The sequence below is a fragment of the Methylomusa anaerophila genome (genome assembly GCF_003966895.1).
Classification (GTDB): Bacteria; Bacillota; Negativicutes; order Sporomusales; family Sporomusaceae; genus Methylomusa; species Methylomusa anaerophila.
This window is the reverse complement of sequence record NZ_AP018449.1, coordinates 628,198-644,037: the sequence shown is the minus strand read 5'-3', so window position 1 is coordinate 644,037 and position 15,840 is coordinate 628,198. Positions and strand designations below refer to the sequence as shown.

Genomic DNA, 15,840 nt, shown 5'->3' with positions numbered 1-15,840 from the left:
TATCTTTTATTTATATTAACATAACTTAACATGGATTAACATAAATTTTAATTTTGTCGAAGTTTGTAAATGATAATATGTAATATAGAGTTTGAATGAAGGGGAGCGGCTATGCGTTTCGGAGATTTGAAAATAGCCCATAAACTGCTCTGTTTTTTTCTATTAATTGTAGTATTTTTGATCAGTGTAGGATATGTGGGATATTTTGTGAGTCAAAGTATGTCGGACAGTATGCAGATCATGTATCAAAAAAGGATGCAGCCCATGCATATTTTGGACGAATGTCGCGCCCAGAATAAAGAAGCCCAAGTTATAACTCAGGCCTTACTCCTTATCCCCATGAATAAGGCGGACCAAAACAACTTATTGACCCGCGGCCTGGAACGTTTTAATGCAATAGACAGTCTGCTCATTAAGTATGAAGGACTGGTGACAGGAGAAATAGAAAAACAGTGGCTGGCTGAACTGTGGAATGAGATGACGTTATACCGGATTGAACGCCAGGACGCCATTAATATCGCCCTGACCGGCAATCAGTTTGCCGCGTATGAGCAATACCTGAAAAAAGCCCTATTGCATTTGGACAATTCGGATGCCCTGCTGCAGGTGATGGCCGACCATAACGCGGCCCTGGCGGAAAGTCAATATATAGAAGGATATTGGCTGGCGGCATGGTCGAATCCCACAATTGTTTTCATATCTTTAGTTTGTGTTATACTGGCCTTGATTTTGGGGTGGATGTTAAACAGAATTATCACTCAGCCCTTAAATAACATGCTGATCGTGGTGGAAGAGGTGGCGGCAGGTAATTATTCAGGTCTGGCCGGCTATGTGCCTGTCTGCTCTCAGGACGAGATCGGCAAGCTGTCGCAGGGTTTTTACAAAATGTCACACGCTCTCCAAAAATACTTTAGCGAGTTAGCAGAGAAAAATCAACAAATTTATGCCTTTGCTTACCAAGATGCGTTAACCGGTTTACCAAATCGACGGCAGTTTATTGACCGGATGGAGATATTGCTGCGAGAGGGTGAAGCGGAAAACCGGGGAATTGCTGTCTTGTTTATTGATCTCGACAGTTTCAAAGACATTAATGATACCCTCGGCCATAATACGGGCGACGGACTATTGATTGCTGTTGCCGGACGGCTGGCTTTGTCCTTGCCTGAGGCTGATACTGTCGCCCGGCTGGGGGGAGATGAATTTACTATAATTTTTTCCCATAACGCCGCCCGACAAAAGGTAACAGAGTTGGCGCAAAAGATCCTGGCGGCGTTTTTAAAGCCTTTTTCCGTGAGCAACAACGCATTTTATATCACTGCAAGTATTGGTATCAGTATGTGCCCGCATGACGGTAACAATGTTGACGCCCTGCTGCGGGCTGCCGATACGGCAATGTATGCCGCCAAACGGCGGGGTAAAAACAACTTTCAATACTATACCGAGGAAATGCATGAAGCCATATCGCGCCGGATGATTCTCGAAAAGCACCTTAGAACAGCCCTGCAGGAAGAACAGCTTAAAATGTATTATCAGCCGAAAGTTGACCCTTTTTCCGGACAAATCACTGGCATGGAAGCCTTGATCCGGTGGCATGACAGCGAGCTGGGCGAGGTTTCTCCCGCCGAGTTCATTCCCATCGCTGAAGAAACAGGATTAATCATTCCGCTGGGAGCCTGGGTGTTGCGCACCGTATGCCGGCAGAATATGAAATGGCAGCAGGAGGGAGTGGCCTTTTTGCGGGTTGCGGTAAATTTATCTCCTCGCCAATTTCATCAGCAACAATTGGTGGAGCAGATTATAGATATCTTACACGAAACCGGACTTGAATCCAAGTATTTGGAACTTGAGATTACGGAAGGCGCTTTGATGGACAAAACGGATGAGACCATGAATGTGCTCAGACAGATGAAAGAAATCGGCATTTTTATATCGATTGACGATTTTGGCACAGGCTATTCTTCCCTTGAGTATTTGAAGCAGTTTCCCATTGATTGCCTAAAGATTGACAAGACATTTATTGATGAGATTAATAAGCAATCGATGCAGTCTAATATTGCCCAGGTCATCATCACCTTAGGGAACAGTCTCAATCTTAAAGTGGTGGCCGAAGGGGTTGAGACGGCGGAACAGCTTGATTTTTTAAAAAATCATCGCTGTGATGAGGTGCAAGGGTATTATTTTTATCATCCCCTGCCCATCCAGGATTTTGAGCAGCTTATGCGGAGCAAGCGTGGCAATGGCTGTCAGGCGACCCTGCTGCAGTGAACAGGCTTATTGTATCTTTGGGCCCAGCTGCCTTATAATAAAGATAAATATAACTGAGAATTATTTGCCGCAGGGCTTTCCGTTGGCGGCGTTTTTGCTTTTGTCCGGGGAGGCTGTTAGTATGAGCTCGGGAAAAAAGATGCGGGGACGCTTCGCTCCCAGTCCCACAGGCGAAATGCATCTGGGGAATGCCTGGACGGCACTCTTGGCTTGGCTTCAGGTTCGGGCGGCAGGTGGTGTCATGGTGTTGCGGATAGAAGACCTGGACCCGGACCGGTCACGCCAAGTCTATATTAACGGACTGATAGCAGATATGAAATGGTTAGGTCTTGACTGGGACGAGGGCCCTGATGCCGGCGGGCCTTTTGCACCTTATTGTCAAAACGAGAGAAGGGATTTATATCAAATCGCTTTAGAACGTCTTGCGGCAGCGGGACTTGTTTATCCCTGCTACTGTACCAGGGCTGAACTTGCCGTATCTGCGCCGCATGCAGAGGATAACGAACGTGTTTATTCCGGAACCTGTCGCCGGCGGGAGAAAAAAAAGAACGGACTCCCAGGAAGGAGTCCGGCGCTGCGGTTAGCTGTGCCGGATGGCGCAGTGGATTTTTATGATGAAATACAAGGGTATTACTGTCAACATGTCAGCCAGTCGGTTGGTGACTTTGTCGTACGGCGGTCGGACGGAGTTCACGCCTATCAACTGGCGGTGGTGGTTGATGATGCTGCTATGGAAATCACACATGTATTGCGGGGAGACGATCTTTTAAGTTCCACCCCGCGTCAAATCCTGTTATATCAAGTGCTTAATCTAAAGCAGCCGGTATTTGCCCATGTGCCTCTCTTATATGGCGGAGACGGGCATCGCCTGTCCAAACGACAAAAAGACTTATCTATCGCCGCTTTGCGATACTGCGGAATTAAGCCCGAGAGAATTATCGGCTTTCTGGCGTGGAAGGCGGGATTGATAGCGCAAAAACAGTCGTTAACGGCATATGAACTTGTCGACGGCTTTAATATTTGTCAGGTCCGGACTAAACCGGTAGTGGTAGGCAGCTGTATTATAGACGAACTGCTGGAAGAGTTTTAGCTGTTCACATTAAGCGGGGAACTGCTTATAAACCGCCATCTGTTTCGTTGTTTCTGCGGTCTTCACTCCAGCGTACAACCAGTACGCTTGCGTTCCAGTCCTCGTCACGCCTTGCATCTGACGATTTCTAAGCAGTTCGTGGCGTTTGATTATCTGAGTCGAATATTACTAGTTAGCTTATAACGATATCGGATCCCGGAGATGCTGGCGCCAGTTATGGTAAACAACTTGGTCCAGAGCTTCCCGCGTTTTTTGTTCCAGAGAGACAAACTGCAGGCCGTACTTACCGTTATCTTTACGAACAACCTGAGCCGTTACAAGTCCGTTTCCCCAATCTGCCGGCAGTTGTACGCGGATTTGGGTATAAGACTCCAACTGCTTGTCAGTGCTTAAATACAATCCTTCAGCACTCATATTTAAAACCATTCCCTGGCAGATTACTGCGTTATCTTCCATAGAATATATGTCTACCGGAAAATTAACGTTAATACGGATAAAGTGGCGGTTTTCCTGGGATTTCATGACACCCTCTCCTCTGCCGTATTTTAGATTATTTTGACGTATTATGACGAAATAGCCATTCTAAGTCAATTGTAATGAAATTAAGTTGTTTTTGATGTTAAGAATGCATTAATATTACGTAAATATACGTAATATTTGATGGAAGTCTTCCGCAACATGTGGAATTTCTCGTCAAAGGCAGAGTTTTCCTCACAGTGAGATGCAGAATTGACTGTTGTTACATATACTCCTAATAGAACGGGTTTTTAAATTAAGGAGTGATAAGCATGCAGGAGGCAGCCCAAAAGCTTATTGTAGCTTTATACGCTGAAGCCAACAGCCCGGTTCCGCAACTGGATGCTGTAAATCCCGGGGTGCTGGGTATGGATACCGAAGCTTTTAACCGGGCGGTCAACACACTGTATACCAGCGGTCTGGTCAGCGGCATAACGGTTAAATTCGGTGATGATGACCGGCAGAGCGAGCGGGTATATGCCAAGGAAGTCTTGTTGACCCGGCCCGGTGTTGATTACGTGGAAAACCTAATGGAAATCGATATTAACTCGTCGAAAATGGATAAATTAAAAAAAATTGCCCTAAAAGCCGGAAAACTAGGCTGGAGTGCAGTAGTGACTTTGGCAAAAAGAATTATGAGTGAATACACCTCGGCAAAATGATTGAACAAGGCTAACCTGAAGGGGAATTAGGTTAGCCTTGTCTTATTATACTGAAAAAAATATACAGGTTCAGCAGGATAAGGCATAATTGAGTATATCTAACTCTTAAATTTGCTCCTTTTTACTTTTCTTATAATTTGATATACTAAAAGAAGATGTTCTTAGGAGAGGGATTTTATGAACCATACAGCCAGAAAGGATGACAAAACTTATACTTATAAAGACTACCTAACATGGCCGGAGGGTGAGCATTGGGAAATTATTGACGGCGTTGCTTATGCCATGAGTCCCGCTCCTGGCCGACAGCACCAGGAAATATCCGGAAATCTTTTTATTGAGTTGGGGAATTATCTAAAAGGTAAGAGATGCAAAATATATGCAGCTCCCTTCGATGTTCGATTGCCCCGGCAGGGTGAAACAGAGGATGCGACAGCCACAGTAGTCCAGCCGGATATAACCATAGTCTGCGATCCCGATAAGCTTGACAACAAAGGCTGTAAAGGCAGTCCGGACCTAATAATTGAAATACTGTCGCCGGCAACAGCCAGTCGCGATGTAATTAGGAAGCGTAGACTTTACGAAGCAAACGGTGTTGCCGAGTACTGGATTGTCGACCCCAGCAATCAGATAATAACCAGATTCAATCTGGATGACGACCTATCCCGATATCGGCAGGCTGAGTTTTTCAGCCGGGAGGATACGATAAGTCCGATTATATTCCCCGAGTTGCAAATAAACCTTGAAGATATATTTCCCAAACTGGAGGAGCAGAGCTAATCGCCGCTATGCTCTTTTTTTGTCGTTGCAGACCAACGGTAGAATTGCTATACAAACAGGGGCACTGGAAATACTCTGACAGACATGCTATACTGAATTCAAAAATCTGCAAAAATCTGATGGAAGACAAAAGGAAGATAGTATGAACGAGCAAGAATTGCGGCCGATAGGAGGGGTAAGTTATCTTAATACCGACAACACCTGGCGCTATCGGGCCATACTGCGCTATTGCTTTGTGTAGCATGAGCGGCTGCATCATTACGTATATCCGGAGGAGATTTACCAGTATTTAAAGGAAAGCCCGTTTTTTGCAGCATACAATGAGGAACAGTTGCAGCAGGACTTAAAGCAACTGGTGGAATGGAAAAATCTTATCCCCCGCCAGGAAACAGGCCGGGTGCAGACCATTGAGGATTTCAAACGCAAGAAGTTTTGGTACCAGTGTACGCCGTACACCATTGAAATTGAACGGATGGTTTCCCGGCTGCAGGATTTGGGGGACAGTTCGGGGCTCGCTGGAAGCCACCTTGTTTGAATGGTTGCTTACGGCCTTGTCCCGGCTCACCGACCGGGGATTAACGCTTGAAGCCGGTGAACTTAACCAGACCTAGGAGGATTTATACGGTTACTTTCGCAATCTGGTACAAAATGCCTCCGGCTGCTGCAGGAGTTTCCCCAGCCGTTCTGCCGGCTGTGGCTGGAGGCGGCGCTCAGGAAGCACCCGGCTACCCACCGGTTGCAGCAAGCCTTTGAGCGTGATCCCCTGTTTGCCGTCCATATGGGTTATGCTTTGCAGGCGCTTGGGAACCTGCCGGAACAATACCGCCGCCGGCCGGTATTTGCCAGTGAGGTGTGCGGCGATCCTCACGGATTGGATGGGGATTCCGAAACGGGAAAACTGTTTTTAACCGGTCTAAAGTTTGTCAGGGACCATTTTCAGGAGTTGACCGATGCTTGGCGGCAGGGATACAGGCCGGCAGTATCGCTGGCAATAGTGGGGGAAACGGGAAGTATGCCACCGGCCAAAGCATAGTGGAGACTCTTTCCGCTACCGAAGAGATTAGCGAACTGTTGTATCAATTTAACCTGCTGCGGGATGATATGCTGAATTTTGCCACCTGTTTCGGGTTGGCCGGCTATGACTCCGGCCAGGAGGTTGTTTACTGGCGGGCCGCCTCCGAGGCCGGCGCGCCTCTCAATCTGCCGCTGCGGGAAATTGTAAAGGTGACGGCAGTTAAACCGCTTAATGCCAGTTGGCTGGCTGACGGCCGGTTTGATGTGTTCGTTGTGGAAAACTCCGGTGTGTTTTCCGCATTGCTGGACAAGTTTTTGCTGAACGGCAACTGGGATGCCATTCCTCCCCTCATCTGCCTGCATGGCCAGTTTAAACTGGCTTCCTGGGCGCTGCTGGAGCGTCTGGCGCAGAGTGGCGCCAGGTTTCTTTACTCCGGGGACTTTGATCCGGAAGGGTTGCAGATGGCGCAAAAATTGCTGGGGCGATATCCCGGCAAAGTCTGTCTTTGGCGGATGAAGATCGAGGATTACCAACAGGCAACGCCGTCAGTTCCCATAGAAGACATGCGGCTCAACAAACTGCGGTCCGTTACCCATCCTGAATTGATGGACGTTAATGCCGCAATTTGCGAGCAAAAATTGGCAGCTTACCAGGAAGGTATTATAGAACTGCTGTTCCAGGATATTAATGATAAATTAACACACTAACACAGGGACTGCCTAAAACAAGCAAAGGGAAAAACCTACTAGCGGCGAATTTTACTACAATGTAATGTACAATGTGGATATATGGGATCAGTGAGTAGTATGGGGGAATAAGGTGGAAGCAGACCGAATTGCAAATATTCCGGGGATCAAGATCGGACATGCCCAGGACTTAAAAGCCGCTACCGGGTGTACGGTGGTGATTTGCGAACAAGGCGCCGTGGCGGGAGTGGATGTGAGAGGCGGCGCCCCCGGAACGAGGGAGACCGACCTAATCAATCCTGTTAACCTGGTTGAAAAAATACATGCCGTTGTATTGGCCGGGGGCAGCGCTTTCGGTTTGGACGCAGCGGCCGGGGTCATGCAATACCTGGAGGAAAAAGGCGCGGGTTTCGATACAGGAATTGCCCGAGTGCCAATCGTGGCCGGGGCGGTGCTGTTCGATTTAAATTGCGGCGATCACCGGATCCGGCCGGACAAAGCCATGGGATATCAGGCTTGTCTTGCCGCCGGCGGCGGTAAGGTCGATGAGGGAACGGTGGGAGCCGGTACCGGGGCAACAGTAGGCAAGTACTTTGGGGCCGAATATGCCATGAAAGGCGGCCTTGGCGCCTGCTGCCTCAAAAGCGGGGATCTCATGGTCGGCGCCGTGGTGGCGGTCAATTGCCTGGGGGATGTGGTGGACCCGCTGGACCGGATCATTCTTGCCGGCGCCTTAGACGAGGACAGGAAATCTTTTCGCCATACGGAAGAAGCCATACTGGAGCTAAACGGCAAGTTCAGTAATGTATTTGCCGGCAATACGACGATCGGCGTTGTTGTAACAAATGCCGGCTTAACCAAAGCTCAGGCCGGCAAGGTTGCGTCCATGGCCCATAACGGGTATGCCAAAACCATACGGCCCGTTCACACCATGTTTGATGGCGATACTATTTTTACCATGGCTACCGGACAACTTATTGCCGATGTGAACGTGGTAGGCATTCTGGCCGGCCGGGCAGTGGAGCAGGCGGTAATACGGGGTGTAAGACAGGCTTCATCTTTAGCCGGTTATATAAGTTATGGAGAACTTGAGGGGAAATAGGGGGAACACATGCTCGGGGCAATTGCAGGCGATATTATCGGCTCGGTATACGAGTGGAATAACATAAAAACAAAAGACTTCCCGCTGTTCAGTGATCAATGCCGGTTTACGGACGATACCGTATTAACCGCTGCTGTTGCTGACAGCTATATGAATGGCATCCGCTACAGCGACAGCTTTGTACGGTATTATACCTTATATCCTCATGCCGCCTACGGCCAGGGTTTTCGTAATTGGGTAACCCAGGCCGGGGGCGGGAAACAGCCGTATAGTAGTTGGGGAAATGGTTCAGCCATGCGGGTAAGCCCCGTTGGCTTTGCCGCTGCGACCTTGGAAGAAGCCCTTCTGGAAGCTGAGCGCAGCGCCGCAGTAACCCACAACCATCCTGACGGAATCGCCGGGGCGCAGGCGACGGCAGCGGCTATATTCCTGTCCCGGAATGGATATAGCAGGGAAGACATAAAAAACTATATAGCCGGGCGATTCAACTACGACTTGTCCCGCTCACTGGCTGAAATTAGGCCTGGCTATCAATTCGATGTTTCTTGCCCGGGTTCGGTGCCGGAAGCCATTATTGCTTTTTTAGAATCGACAGACTACGAGGATGCGGTCAGAAATGCCGTTTCTCTCGGCGGCGACAGTGATACGATAGCCTGTATAGCCGGCGGTATAGCCCAGGCTTATTACGGCCGCATTCCGCGGCAAATCCGGGAAAAAGCTTTAGCTCTGCTGGATGACCGGCTGCGCAACGTTGTTTTATCTTTTGAAAAAAAATATATGACTGTGAATTGAGAGGAGGGCTTGTCATGCCGAAAGTTATTGTTATGAGTGAACTCTGCAAGAGCTGCGGCCTTTGCATCGCTGCTTGTCCGAAAAAGATTCTGGCCGTTGGCAGCAAGGCGAATCAAAAAGGCTATTATCCTATCACGGTGGCCGAGCCGGAAAAATGCACCGGCTGTGCCTTGTGCGGGCTTATGTGTCCGGATGTGGCGATAGAAGTTTACAAGGAAGCCTCGATATAGAGAGAAAGGTGTGAAATAATTGAGTAAAGTTCTGATAAAAGGCAACGAGGCCATCGCCGAAGCAGCCATTCATGCCGGCTGTAAGTTGTTTTTCGGCTATCCGATAACCCCTTCCACGGAAATAGTGGAGTACCTGGCAAAACACCTTCCCAAGCATGGCGGTACCGTACTTCAGGGTGAGGACGAAATTGCCTCCATCTATATGTGTTATGGCGCTGCCGCTACCGGCGCCAGGGTAATGACGGCATCCTCAAGTCCGGGGTACAGCCTGAAACAGGAAGGAATGTCCTATCTCGCCGCCGCCGAGCTGCCGGTTGTTGTTGTCAATATCAACCGTAGCGGTCCCGGCCTGGGGGGGTTGGGCCCGTCGCAAGCCGACTATTTTCAATGCACCAAAGGCGGGGGTCACGGGGATTACCGGGTGATTGTCCTTGCTCCCTCCACCGGGCAGGAAATGTACGATTACACAATGGCAGCCTTTGATTTGGCCGACAAATACCGCACGCCGGTGGTGATCCTGGGGGACGGCTTTCTGGGTCAGATGATGGAGACGGTGGAACTCAAAGACCGTCCGGCGGTAGAGCTGCCGGCAAAGGATTGGGTTGCGACCGGCTGCCGTGGACGCGCCAAACGGAAAATAGCCAGTTATTGCCTGACCATTGAAATTGGTGAAGTCAATTGTCTGCGTTGGCAGGACAAGTTTGCCAAATTGCAAGCGACCGAGCAGCGCTGGGAAGAATTTCATACCCAGGATGCCGAATATCTCATTGTCGGCTATGGTTCTGCCGCCCGCATTGCCAAGAGCACGGTGCTGAAGGCCCGGGCCCATGGTATCAAGGTGGGCTTGATACGTCCGGTTACTCTTTGGCCGTTTCCCGTAAAAGCCTTCATTCCTTATAAAGATAAATTGAAAGGTATTTTAACCGTAGAACTCAATGCCGGACAAATGATTGAAGATGTAAAACTGGCTGTGGAATGCAGGCTGCCCGTTTATTTCCACAGCAGACAGGGCGGCATGCTGCCGTCGGAAAATGAGATATTGGACAAGCTGTGCCAGGTCTTCAATCTGCCCTGTCCGCAGGAGGTGTAAGCATGGAAAAAGTATTTGGCAGAACCCAAGGGCTGACGGAATTACCGTTTCACTACTGCCCGGGATGTACCCACGGCATCATACACCGTTTAGTCGGTGAAGTCATGGAAGAGCTTGCTATTATCGGCGATACTATCGGTGTAGCGCCGGTGGGCTGTGCCGGCTTTTCCCTCGACTTTTTCAGTTGTGACTTTGTCGGCGCCGCTCACGGACGGGCGCAAGCAGTAGCCACCGGCATTAAACGCGCCTTACCGGACAAGATTGTCTTTACGTATCAAGGCGACGGCGACATTGCCGCCATCGGCACCAGCCACGCCATTCATGTTGCTGCCAGAGGCGAAAAGATCACATCCATAATGGTAAACAACGCCGTATTCGGCATGACCGGGGGACAAATGGCGCCGACTACTCTTAGCGGTCAGGTCACTACCACCAGTCCCTACGGACGGGATTGCGCCGTAGCCGGCGCCCCCATAGACCTGCCCAAAGTCATTGCCGCTTTGGATGGTGCAGTATATGTTGCCGCTGTCTCTGTGGATTCGCCGAAAAATATTATACAGGCCAAAAAAGCCCTGCTGAAAGCGTTTAAAGTCCAACAAGCCGGCCTGGGGTTCGCCTTTGTCAGCATCCTTTCCACCTGCCCCACCAACTGGCGGCTGTCGCCGGTTGACAGCTTGAAATGGCTGCAGGACAATATGATACCCGTTTACCAAATGGGCGAACTTAAAGCAACCAGGGAGGTGGAAGCTCTATGATGGACAAAGTTCTCCTTGCCGGCTTTGGCGGTCAGGGTGTTATGTTTATCGGCAAAATTCTTGCCTACTCCGGTATGCTGGGCAGCCGGGAAATCTGCTGGATTCCTTCCTACGGTCCGGAGATGAGGGGCGGGACAGCCAACTGCTCGGTCATCATCGCCGACGAGGAAATTCATTCGCCGGTAATTGAATTGGCTGATGCCGGTATTGTTCTCAATCAGCCTTCTTATGAAAAATTTCTCCCCCGCATTAAACCGGGCGGCGTACTGGTGGTCAACAGCTCCATCATCGACTTGGGCGCCGGCCGTCAGGATATTGAAATCATCCCGGTACCTGCCAGCGACATTGCCAACCAAATCGGCAATCCCAGCCTGGCCAACATGGTATGCCTGGGCGCTCTCTTAGATAAGCTCACGCTGCTTGATATGGCAAGTGTGGAAAAGGCTCTGGATGCTGTCGTGGGCAAGAAAAAACCGGAACTCTACGGGCTTAATGTAACCGCTATCAAACGGGGCATGGGTAACTGAAAACTGAGTTTACTTATGTTTACTAATTTTCTAAGGGTTATACTCGCTCGCAAACTTAGGCCGTTCGAATTCATTGCCGGTGATTGTTCGGAATTTGATTTTAATTCTCCCAACCTTGGCATTTATATTCATGTGCCTTTTTGTAAAAACCTTTGCCCGTTCTGCCCTTATTATAAAGAAAAATTTGAAACCGTATTGGCAGCTGCCTACATAAAGGCAATAATAAAAGAAATCAATCTCCGAAAACCAAAGACGACAATTAACATCTCAGGCATATATGTAGGAGGAGGAAGCCCGGCTTTAATAATTGACAGCTTTCCCGGCATTTTTGCGGAAATAGGCAAGTATTACCGAATTACAGGTGATATTGGTATTGAACTACATCCTGACAATATTTCCGATAGCATGTTGGACAAAATCAAGAAAACAGGTTTTAACATGGTCAGTGTTGGAATTCAATCATTTCAAAAACACTTGCTTGAAAATCTCGGCAGATTTTACAAAGATTATTCCATTCCTCTTAATAAAGTTAAACAGTTCGGTTTTAAAGCCATTGACGTTGACCTTATCTTCGGAATACCGGGACAGAAAGAACAAGAATTACGATTAGATTTTATGACTGCTTGTGAAAATGGAGCTACTCAAATCTCCGCATATCCATTTATTGATTTTTCTTTTGCCCGCAACTCAAAAAAACCTCTTTCCCAATTACACAAAAAAGAAATGCTTGATGCATTAGTGGACATAAGTTCAACACTTGGCTATGAAAGAACCTCTGTCTGGACCTTTACCAAGAAAGGCACGCCGCAATATTCATCCATTACTCGTGATAATTTTATAGGTTTTGGACCCAGCGCGGCTACCTTATCGTCATCACAATTCAGTATTAATACATTTTCTGTGAAAGAATATTGTAACAGGATGAATGATGATCAAATAGCCACCGCCCTAACTCTAAACTTCACGCAACGAACACGGATGCTATATTGGCTATTCTGGAATTTTTACAATCTGGAAGTAAATGACACCGCTTTTCATCGGCTATTTAACGCTGACCTGAATAAAAGTTTCGGTATAGAATTTAAACTGGCTTCCATGTTAGGAATTCTCAAATCTACGGAAGACGGCTACCGCCTCACCGACCTGGGTACTTATTTTTTCCACCGAGTCGAGCAACACTACACGCATCAATATATTGATAAAGCATGGAGAATATGTACGCGAACCCCTTGGCCGAAAAAGATAGCCCTTATATAATCGAAAAAACCGGAGTTCTATGGTCTTAATGTAACTGCCACCACACGGGCAAGAACCAAAGATAACTTACTAACCCGGACTTAGGGAATACCGAGTCCGGGGTTTTTTAATTTTATTCACTAAATTGCCGAAGATACACGAACACCGGAATTATTACCGTATTATTACATAATTCAACAAATAATCGCTTAATCGCCGTAACTATATAGTCAAGGCTGCCGGCCACGGGAGCATACCGGCCTGTCTTTTCTTTTGACAGGGAATGTTGTATGATAAGAGCGATAGGAAAGATTGATGGAGGCGCTGATGTTTAGGCCAGTCAAAACTAAAAAGGTATATGAAGAAATAGTTGAACAAATAAAGACACTGATTAGTGAAGGAAAATTGCAGCCTGGTGATAAGCTTCCCTCCGAGCGTGAATTATCGGAGCGGTTTAATGTTAGCCGGGCTTCCGTGCGTGAGGCTTTCAGCGCCCTGGAGATTATAGGGGTTATTACCATTCATCCGGGGGAAGGCAGCTTTGTCCGCCAGGTCTCGGTGGAGGGAATGCTGGAATCATTGAACTTTTTTCTGCAAGTTGAATTTGATGATATTATGCAGCTTTTGGAAGTCCGGAAAATTCTTGAGGTGGAGATTGCCGGCCTGGCGGCCGTAAGGGCTACGCCGCTGGATATTGAGGCCATGCAGGCGGCGCTGAATGATATGGTGAAGGCGATAAATTCAGGTGATATCGGTGATGCTGCCGACGCCGCCTTCCATTATGCAATCATCCATGCCGCCCATAATCCTATATTAAACACCGTTATGAACCCAATATCCGAGATTATGACGCAAGCCTATCGCGCTTCCCGGCAAAAGCTGTATCTGGTTCCTAACATGCCGGAAACTTTGTACAAAAGCCATTACGGCATTTACGAGGCAGTTGTTGCCAAGGATTCTAAGCTGGCTGTGAAACGTATGCGGGAACATCTTGTAATGGTGGAAGAAGCCATGCTGGAACTGAAGCGTGGCGGTCTTGTTTCCCTGAAAAAGTTTGATAACACTGTCGCCGAGCACAAAATTAATAAGGATTTTGGGTTTCCCTCCTGAAATATATCGCACTTGGCGGTATTCTTGCCGATGGGGTATGGATACCGCCCTGAACAGAAATGTTGTAATTTTCACCTAATTTCGTAGCAAGAGGAGTGTGGGTAATGGCCTGGGTTCAGGTGTACAATCCCCTTAACAGTATTTCCCTGTCGGCCCTGGCAGCAGCCATGCCGCTGTTCGTTCTGCTGTATATGTTGGGAATACGAAAGTCGCGTGGGCATTATGCTGCCGCCGCCGGCTTATTGATTACCATAATTCTGGCGGTCGCGGTTTGGCGTATGCCGGTGGAGTTGGCGGTAAGCGCCACTTTAAACGGAGCTATGTTCGGCATATTTCCCATTGTTTGGATTATTATCCCGACGATCTGGCTGTATAGCATGATTATAGAGTCGGGTGAATTTGAAATTATTAAAAACTCGCTTGCTTCTATCACTGACGACCGCCGGTTACAGGCATTGCTGATTGCTTTTGCCTTTGGTGCATTTATTGAAGGCGCAGCCGGCTATGGTACACCGGTGGCCATAACTGCCGCCATGCTGGTGGGGTTGGGCTTTAACCCGCTTTATGCCGCCGGCATTTGTCTTATTGCCAATGTGGCGCCGGTAGCTTTCGGTGCTATCGGCATTCCTATCGTGGTGGCCGCCCAGATCACATCCCTGGACGTGATGACTGTCAGCAAAATTGTTGGCAGGCAGATCCCGCTGTTATCGCTGCTGGCTCCCTGGTGGATCGTGGTGACCATGTGCGGCTGGAAAAGAGCAATAGAAGTCCTGCCGGCGGTTTTGGTTACCGGGGTCAGTTTTGCGGTGACGCAGTTTTTTATCTCCAATTATTTTAATCCTTTTTTGCCTGATATTATTGCGGCAGTTGTGACCATTCTCAGTCTGTTGGTTTTGTTGAAAATTTGGCGTCCCAAGCGGATATGGCGCTTCCGGGACGAAAAGTTTTCCGAAAGCGACAAGGTGGAGCTTTTGTATTCCCGGTCCGAAATTATCCGGGCCTGGATGCCCTATTTTATTCTGATTTTTTTTGTATTCTTATGGGCTGATGATAAAATTTTCGGTTTGAAGACAATTTTGTCATCCTTAGACAGCAATACGCCTCTTGCCGCCATCTCCTGGCCCTATCTCGACGGGAGGGTTATCGAGACAATGCCTGTTACGGCCGAAAACACACCCTTGGCCGCCAAGTATGCCCTTAATATTTTATCGGCCACAGGTACATCCATTTTTCTTGCCGGGTTGGTTTCGCTTCTGATTATTCCGGATTATGGCCTGGCCCGCGCGACCCGCTGTTTTATCAAGACAGTCAAACAATTGGCTTATCCCATATGCACCATTGCCATGATTTTGGCTTTGGCCTATGTTACTAATTATTCCGGGATGAGCTATACTTTAGGGCTGGCGTTTACCGCGACCGGGGCATTTTTCCCTTTCTTTTCCCCCATCCTGGGCTGGCTCGGCGTATTCCTTACCGGCTCAGATTCATCGGCTAATGCTTTATTCAGCACCATGCAGAAAACTACCGCCGAACAAATCCATTTGGACCCCAGCCTGACAGTAGCCGCCAACGCTTCCGGCGGCGTCACCGGCAAGATGATTTCACCCCAAAGCATTTCGGTTGCTACGGCAGCTGCCGGAATTGCCGGACGGGAGGGACACATTTTCCGGTTTACGCTGGGGCATAGCGTGGCTATGTGTTTAATTATTGCCGTGCTGGTTTATCTACAGGCGCATGTATTAAGTTGGATGCTGCCTTAACATTCTATTATCGCCATTTATTATTGCCATCTGTATCTTGCGGCTCGCCTTCTGAGGCGGGCCGCAGTGTTTTTATGACAGTACCGGCAAGTTTCCTGCGATTAGAATTTACTGATTCTTAGGTATAATGGTCAGACCAATACATATGATGTTAGTTATGCTGCCTATATGCAATATAAGGAACGCTGCGGCGCTGCCGCCTAACCAAACCTCAGCGTATTTTAATA

At 48.3% G+C, this 15,840-nt stretch carries 18 protein-coding genes; 17 read left to right on the top strand and 1 reads right to left on the bottom strand.

What is annotated here, in order from left to right; all coding sequences use genetic code 11:
- Window positions 1–111: 111 nt before the first annotated feature.
- Together MAMMFC1_RS02850 and gluQRS are read left to right on the top strand one after the other, a co-directional pair.
- Window positions 112–2,265, top strand: a complete 2,154-nt coding sequence (locus MAMMFC1_RS02850) for an EAL domain-containing protein (RefSeq protein WP_126306311.1) — start codon at window positions 112–114, stop codon at window positions 2,263–2,265.
- 121 nt (window positions 2,266–2,386) lie between these two features.
- Window positions 2,387–3,355: a tRNA glutamyl-Q(34) synthetase GluQRS gene (gluQRS, locus tag MAMMFC1_RS02845; RefSeq protein WP_232035629.1), complete on the top strand. Its 969-nt coding sequence runs from the start codon at window positions 2,387–2,389 to the stop codon at window positions 3,353–3,355.
- Window positions 3,356–3,532: 177 nt separating this feature from the next.
- Here the strand turns inward: gluQRS and MAMMFC1_RS02840 are convergent, their stop codons facing one another.
- Window positions 3,533–3,877 carry a PilZ domain-containing protein gene (locus tag MAMMFC1_RS02840; RefSeq protein ID WP_126306309.1) on the bottom strand — a complete coding sequence of 115 codons (345 nt, stop codon included), beginning with the start codon at window positions 3,875–3,877 and terminating at the stop codon, window positions 3,533–3,535.
- A gap of 266 nt (window positions 3,878–4,143) precedes the next feature.
- On the opposite strand from MAMMFC1_RS02840, the gene MAMMFC1_RS02835 reads away from it, so the two are divergent.
- The 15 genes from MAMMFC1_RS02835 to MAMMFC1_RS02770 all read left to right on the top strand — a co-directional run bounded on the left by MAMMFC1_RS02835 (window position 4,144) and on the right by MAMMFC1_RS02770 (window position 15,613).
- On the top strand, window positions 4,144–4,533 hold the full coding sequence (locus tag MAMMFC1_RS02835) for a hypothetical protein (protein ID WP_126306307.1): 390 nt from the start codon (window positions 4,144–4,146) through the stop codon (window positions 4,531–4,533).
- Between the two features lie 177 nt (window positions 4,534–4,710).
- A complete protein-coding gene (locus tag MAMMFC1_RS02830) occupies window positions 4,711–5,310 on the top strand; it encodes a Uma2 family endonuclease (protein ID WP_126306305.1) in 600 nt (199 codons plus the stop codon).
- A 142-nt stretch (window positions 5,311–5,452) separates the two neighbouring features.
- On the top strand, window positions 5,453–5,551 hold the full coding sequence (locus tag MAMMFC1_RS22205; protein WP_232035628.1) for a DUF2397 domain-containing protein: 99 nt from the start codon (window positions 5,453–5,455) through the stop codon (window positions 5,549–5,551).
- A gap of 9 nt (window positions 5,552–5,560) precedes the next feature.
- Entirely contained in the window at window positions 5,561–5,845 is a 285-nt protein-coding gene (locus MAMMFC1_RS21945; RefSeq protein ID WP_197723982.1) for a DUF2397 family protein, read from the top strand.
- Window positions 5,846–5,929: 84 nt separating this feature from the next.
- The gene (locus tag MAMMFC1_RS02820; protein ID WP_126310406.1) at window positions 5,930–6,343 is read left to right on the top strand and encodes a TIGR02679 domain-containing protein; all 414 of its coding nucleotides are present in this window, start codon (window positions 5,930–5,932) and stop codon (window positions 6,341–6,343) included.
- Window positions 6,265–7,032 (top strand): DUF2399 domain-containing protein, encoded by a 768-nt coding sequence (locus MAMMFC1_RS02815; RefSeq protein ID WP_126306303.1) that lies wholly within the window; start codon window positions 6,265–6,267, stop codon window positions 7,030–7,032. The genes MAMMFC1_RS02820 and MAMMFC1_RS02815 overlap by 79 nt, the downstream gene beginning before the upstream one ends.
- 112 nt (window positions 7,033–7,144) lie before the next feature.
- Window positions 7,145–8,113 carry a P1 family peptidase gene (locus MAMMFC1_RS02810; RefSeq protein ID WP_126306301.1) on the top strand — a complete coding sequence of 323 codons (969 nt, stop codon included), beginning with the start codon at window positions 7,145–7,147 and terminating at the stop codon, window positions 8,111–8,113.
- 9 nt (window positions 8,114–8,122) lie between these two features.
- Complete coding sequence (locus MAMMFC1_RS02805) at window positions 8,123–8,905, top strand: ADP-ribosylglycohydrolase family protein (protein WP_126306299.1); 783 nt, start codon at window positions 8,123–8,125, stop codon at window positions 8,903–8,905.
- A 14-nt stretch (window positions 8,906–8,919) separates the two neighbouring features.
- The gene (locus MAMMFC1_RS02800; RefSeq protein WP_126306297.1) at window positions 8,920–9,135 is read left to right on the top strand and encodes a 4Fe-4S dicluster domain-containing protein; all 216 of its coding nucleotides are present in this window, start codon (window positions 8,920–8,922) and stop codon (window positions 9,133–9,135) included.
- A gap of 19 nt (window positions 9,136–9,154) precedes the next feature.
- Complete coding sequence (gene vorB, locus MAMMFC1_RS02795) at window positions 9,155–10,225, top strand: 3-methyl-2-oxobutanoate dehydrogenase subunit VorB (RefSeq protein WP_126306295.1); 1,071 nt, start codon at window positions 9,155–9,157, stop codon at window positions 10,223–10,225.
- A 2-nt stretch (window positions 10,226–10,227) separates the two neighbouring features.
- Window positions 10,228–10,980 carry a thiamine pyrophosphate-dependent enzyme gene (locus MAMMFC1_RS02790; RefSeq protein WP_126306293.1) on the top strand — a complete coding sequence of 251 codons (753 nt, stop codon included), beginning with the start codon at window positions 10,228–10,230 and terminating at the stop codon, window positions 10,978–10,980.
- On the top strand, window positions 10,977–11,507 hold the full coding sequence (locus MAMMFC1_RS02785; protein ID WP_126306291.1) for a 2-oxoacid:acceptor oxidoreductase family protein: 531 nt from the start codon (window positions 10,977–10,979) through the stop codon (window positions 11,505–11,507). Before MAMMFC1_RS02790 ends, MAMMFC1_RS02785 begins: the two co-directional genes overlap by 4 nt.
- A gap of 15 nt (window positions 11,508–11,522) precedes the next feature.
- Complete coding sequence (locus MAMMFC1_RS02780; protein ID WP_126306289.1) at window positions 11,523–12,764, top strand: radical SAM protein; 1,242 nt, start codon at window positions 11,523–11,525, stop codon at window positions 12,762–12,764.
- A 306-nt stretch (window positions 12,765–13,070) separates the two neighbouring features.
- On the top strand, window positions 13,071–13,853 hold the full coding sequence (locus MAMMFC1_RS02775; RefSeq protein ID WP_126306287.1) for a FadR/GntR family transcriptional regulator: 783 nt from the start codon (window positions 13,071–13,073) through the stop codon (window positions 13,851–13,853).
- A gap of 104 nt (window positions 13,854–13,957) precedes the next feature.
- Entirely contained in the window at window positions 13,958–15,613 is a 1,656-nt protein-coding gene (locus MAMMFC1_RS02770; protein WP_126306285.1) for an L-lactate permease, read from the top strand.
- Window positions 15,614–15,840: the final 227 nt, after the last annotated feature.

Excerpts from the sequence above, each read along its gene's own strand:
- MAMMFC1_RS02785 (WP_126306291.1), top strand. The coding sequence starts at position 10,977 with ATGATGGACAAAGTTCTCCTTGCCGGCTTTGGCGGTCAGGGTGTTATG.
- MAMMFC1_RS02800 (WP_126306297.1), top strand. The coding sequence starts at position 8,920 with ATGCCGAAAGTTATTGTTATGAGTGAACTCTGCAAGAGCTGCGGCCTT.
- MAMMFC1_RS02805 (WP_126306299.1), top strand. The coding sequence starts at position 8,123 with ATGCTCGGGGCAATTGCAGGCGATATTATCGGCTCGGTATACGAGTGG.
- gluQRS (WP_232035629.1), top strand. The coding sequence starts at position 2,387 with ATGAGCTCGGGAAAAAAGATGCGGGGACGCTTCGCTCCCAGTCCCACA.
- MAMMFC1_RS02840 (WP_126306309.1), bottom strand. The coding sequence starts at position 3,877 with ATGAAATCCCAGGAAAACCGCCACTTTATCCGTATTAACGTTAATTTT.
- MAMMFC1_RS02780 (WP_126306289.1), top strand. The coding sequence starts at position 11,523 with ATGTTTACTAATTTTCTAAGGGTTATACTCGCTCGCAAACTTAGGCCG.
- MAMMFC1_RS02775 (WP_126306287.1), top strand. The coding sequence starts at position 13,071 with ATGTTTAGGCCAGTCAAAACTAAAAAGGTATATGAAGAAATAGTTGAA.
- MAMMFC1_RS02835 (WP_126306307.1), top strand. The coding sequence starts at position 4,144 with ATGCAGGAGGCAGCCCAAAAGCTTATTGTAGCTTTATACGCTGAAGCC.
- MAMMFC1_RS02770 (WP_126306285.1), top strand. The coding sequence starts at position 13,958 with ATGGCCTGGGTTCAGGTGTACAATCCCCTTAACAGTATTTCCCTGTCG.
- MAMMFC1_RS02850 (WP_126306311.1), top strand. The coding sequence starts at position 112 with ATGCGTTTCGGAGATTTGAAAATAGCCCATAAACTGCTCTGTTTTTTT.
- MAMMFC1_RS02790 (WP_126306293.1), top strand. The coding sequence starts at position 10,228 with ATGGAAAAAGTATTTGGCAGAACCCAAGGGCTGACGGAATTACCGTTT.
- MAMMFC1_RS22205 (WP_232035628.1), top strand. The coding sequence starts at position 5,453 with ATGAACGAGCAAGAATTGCGGCCGATAGGAGGGGTAAGTTATCTTAAT.
- MAMMFC1_RS02830 (WP_126306305.1), top strand. The coding sequence starts at position 4,711 with ATGAACCATACAGCCAGAAAGGATGACAAAACTTATACTTATAAAGAC.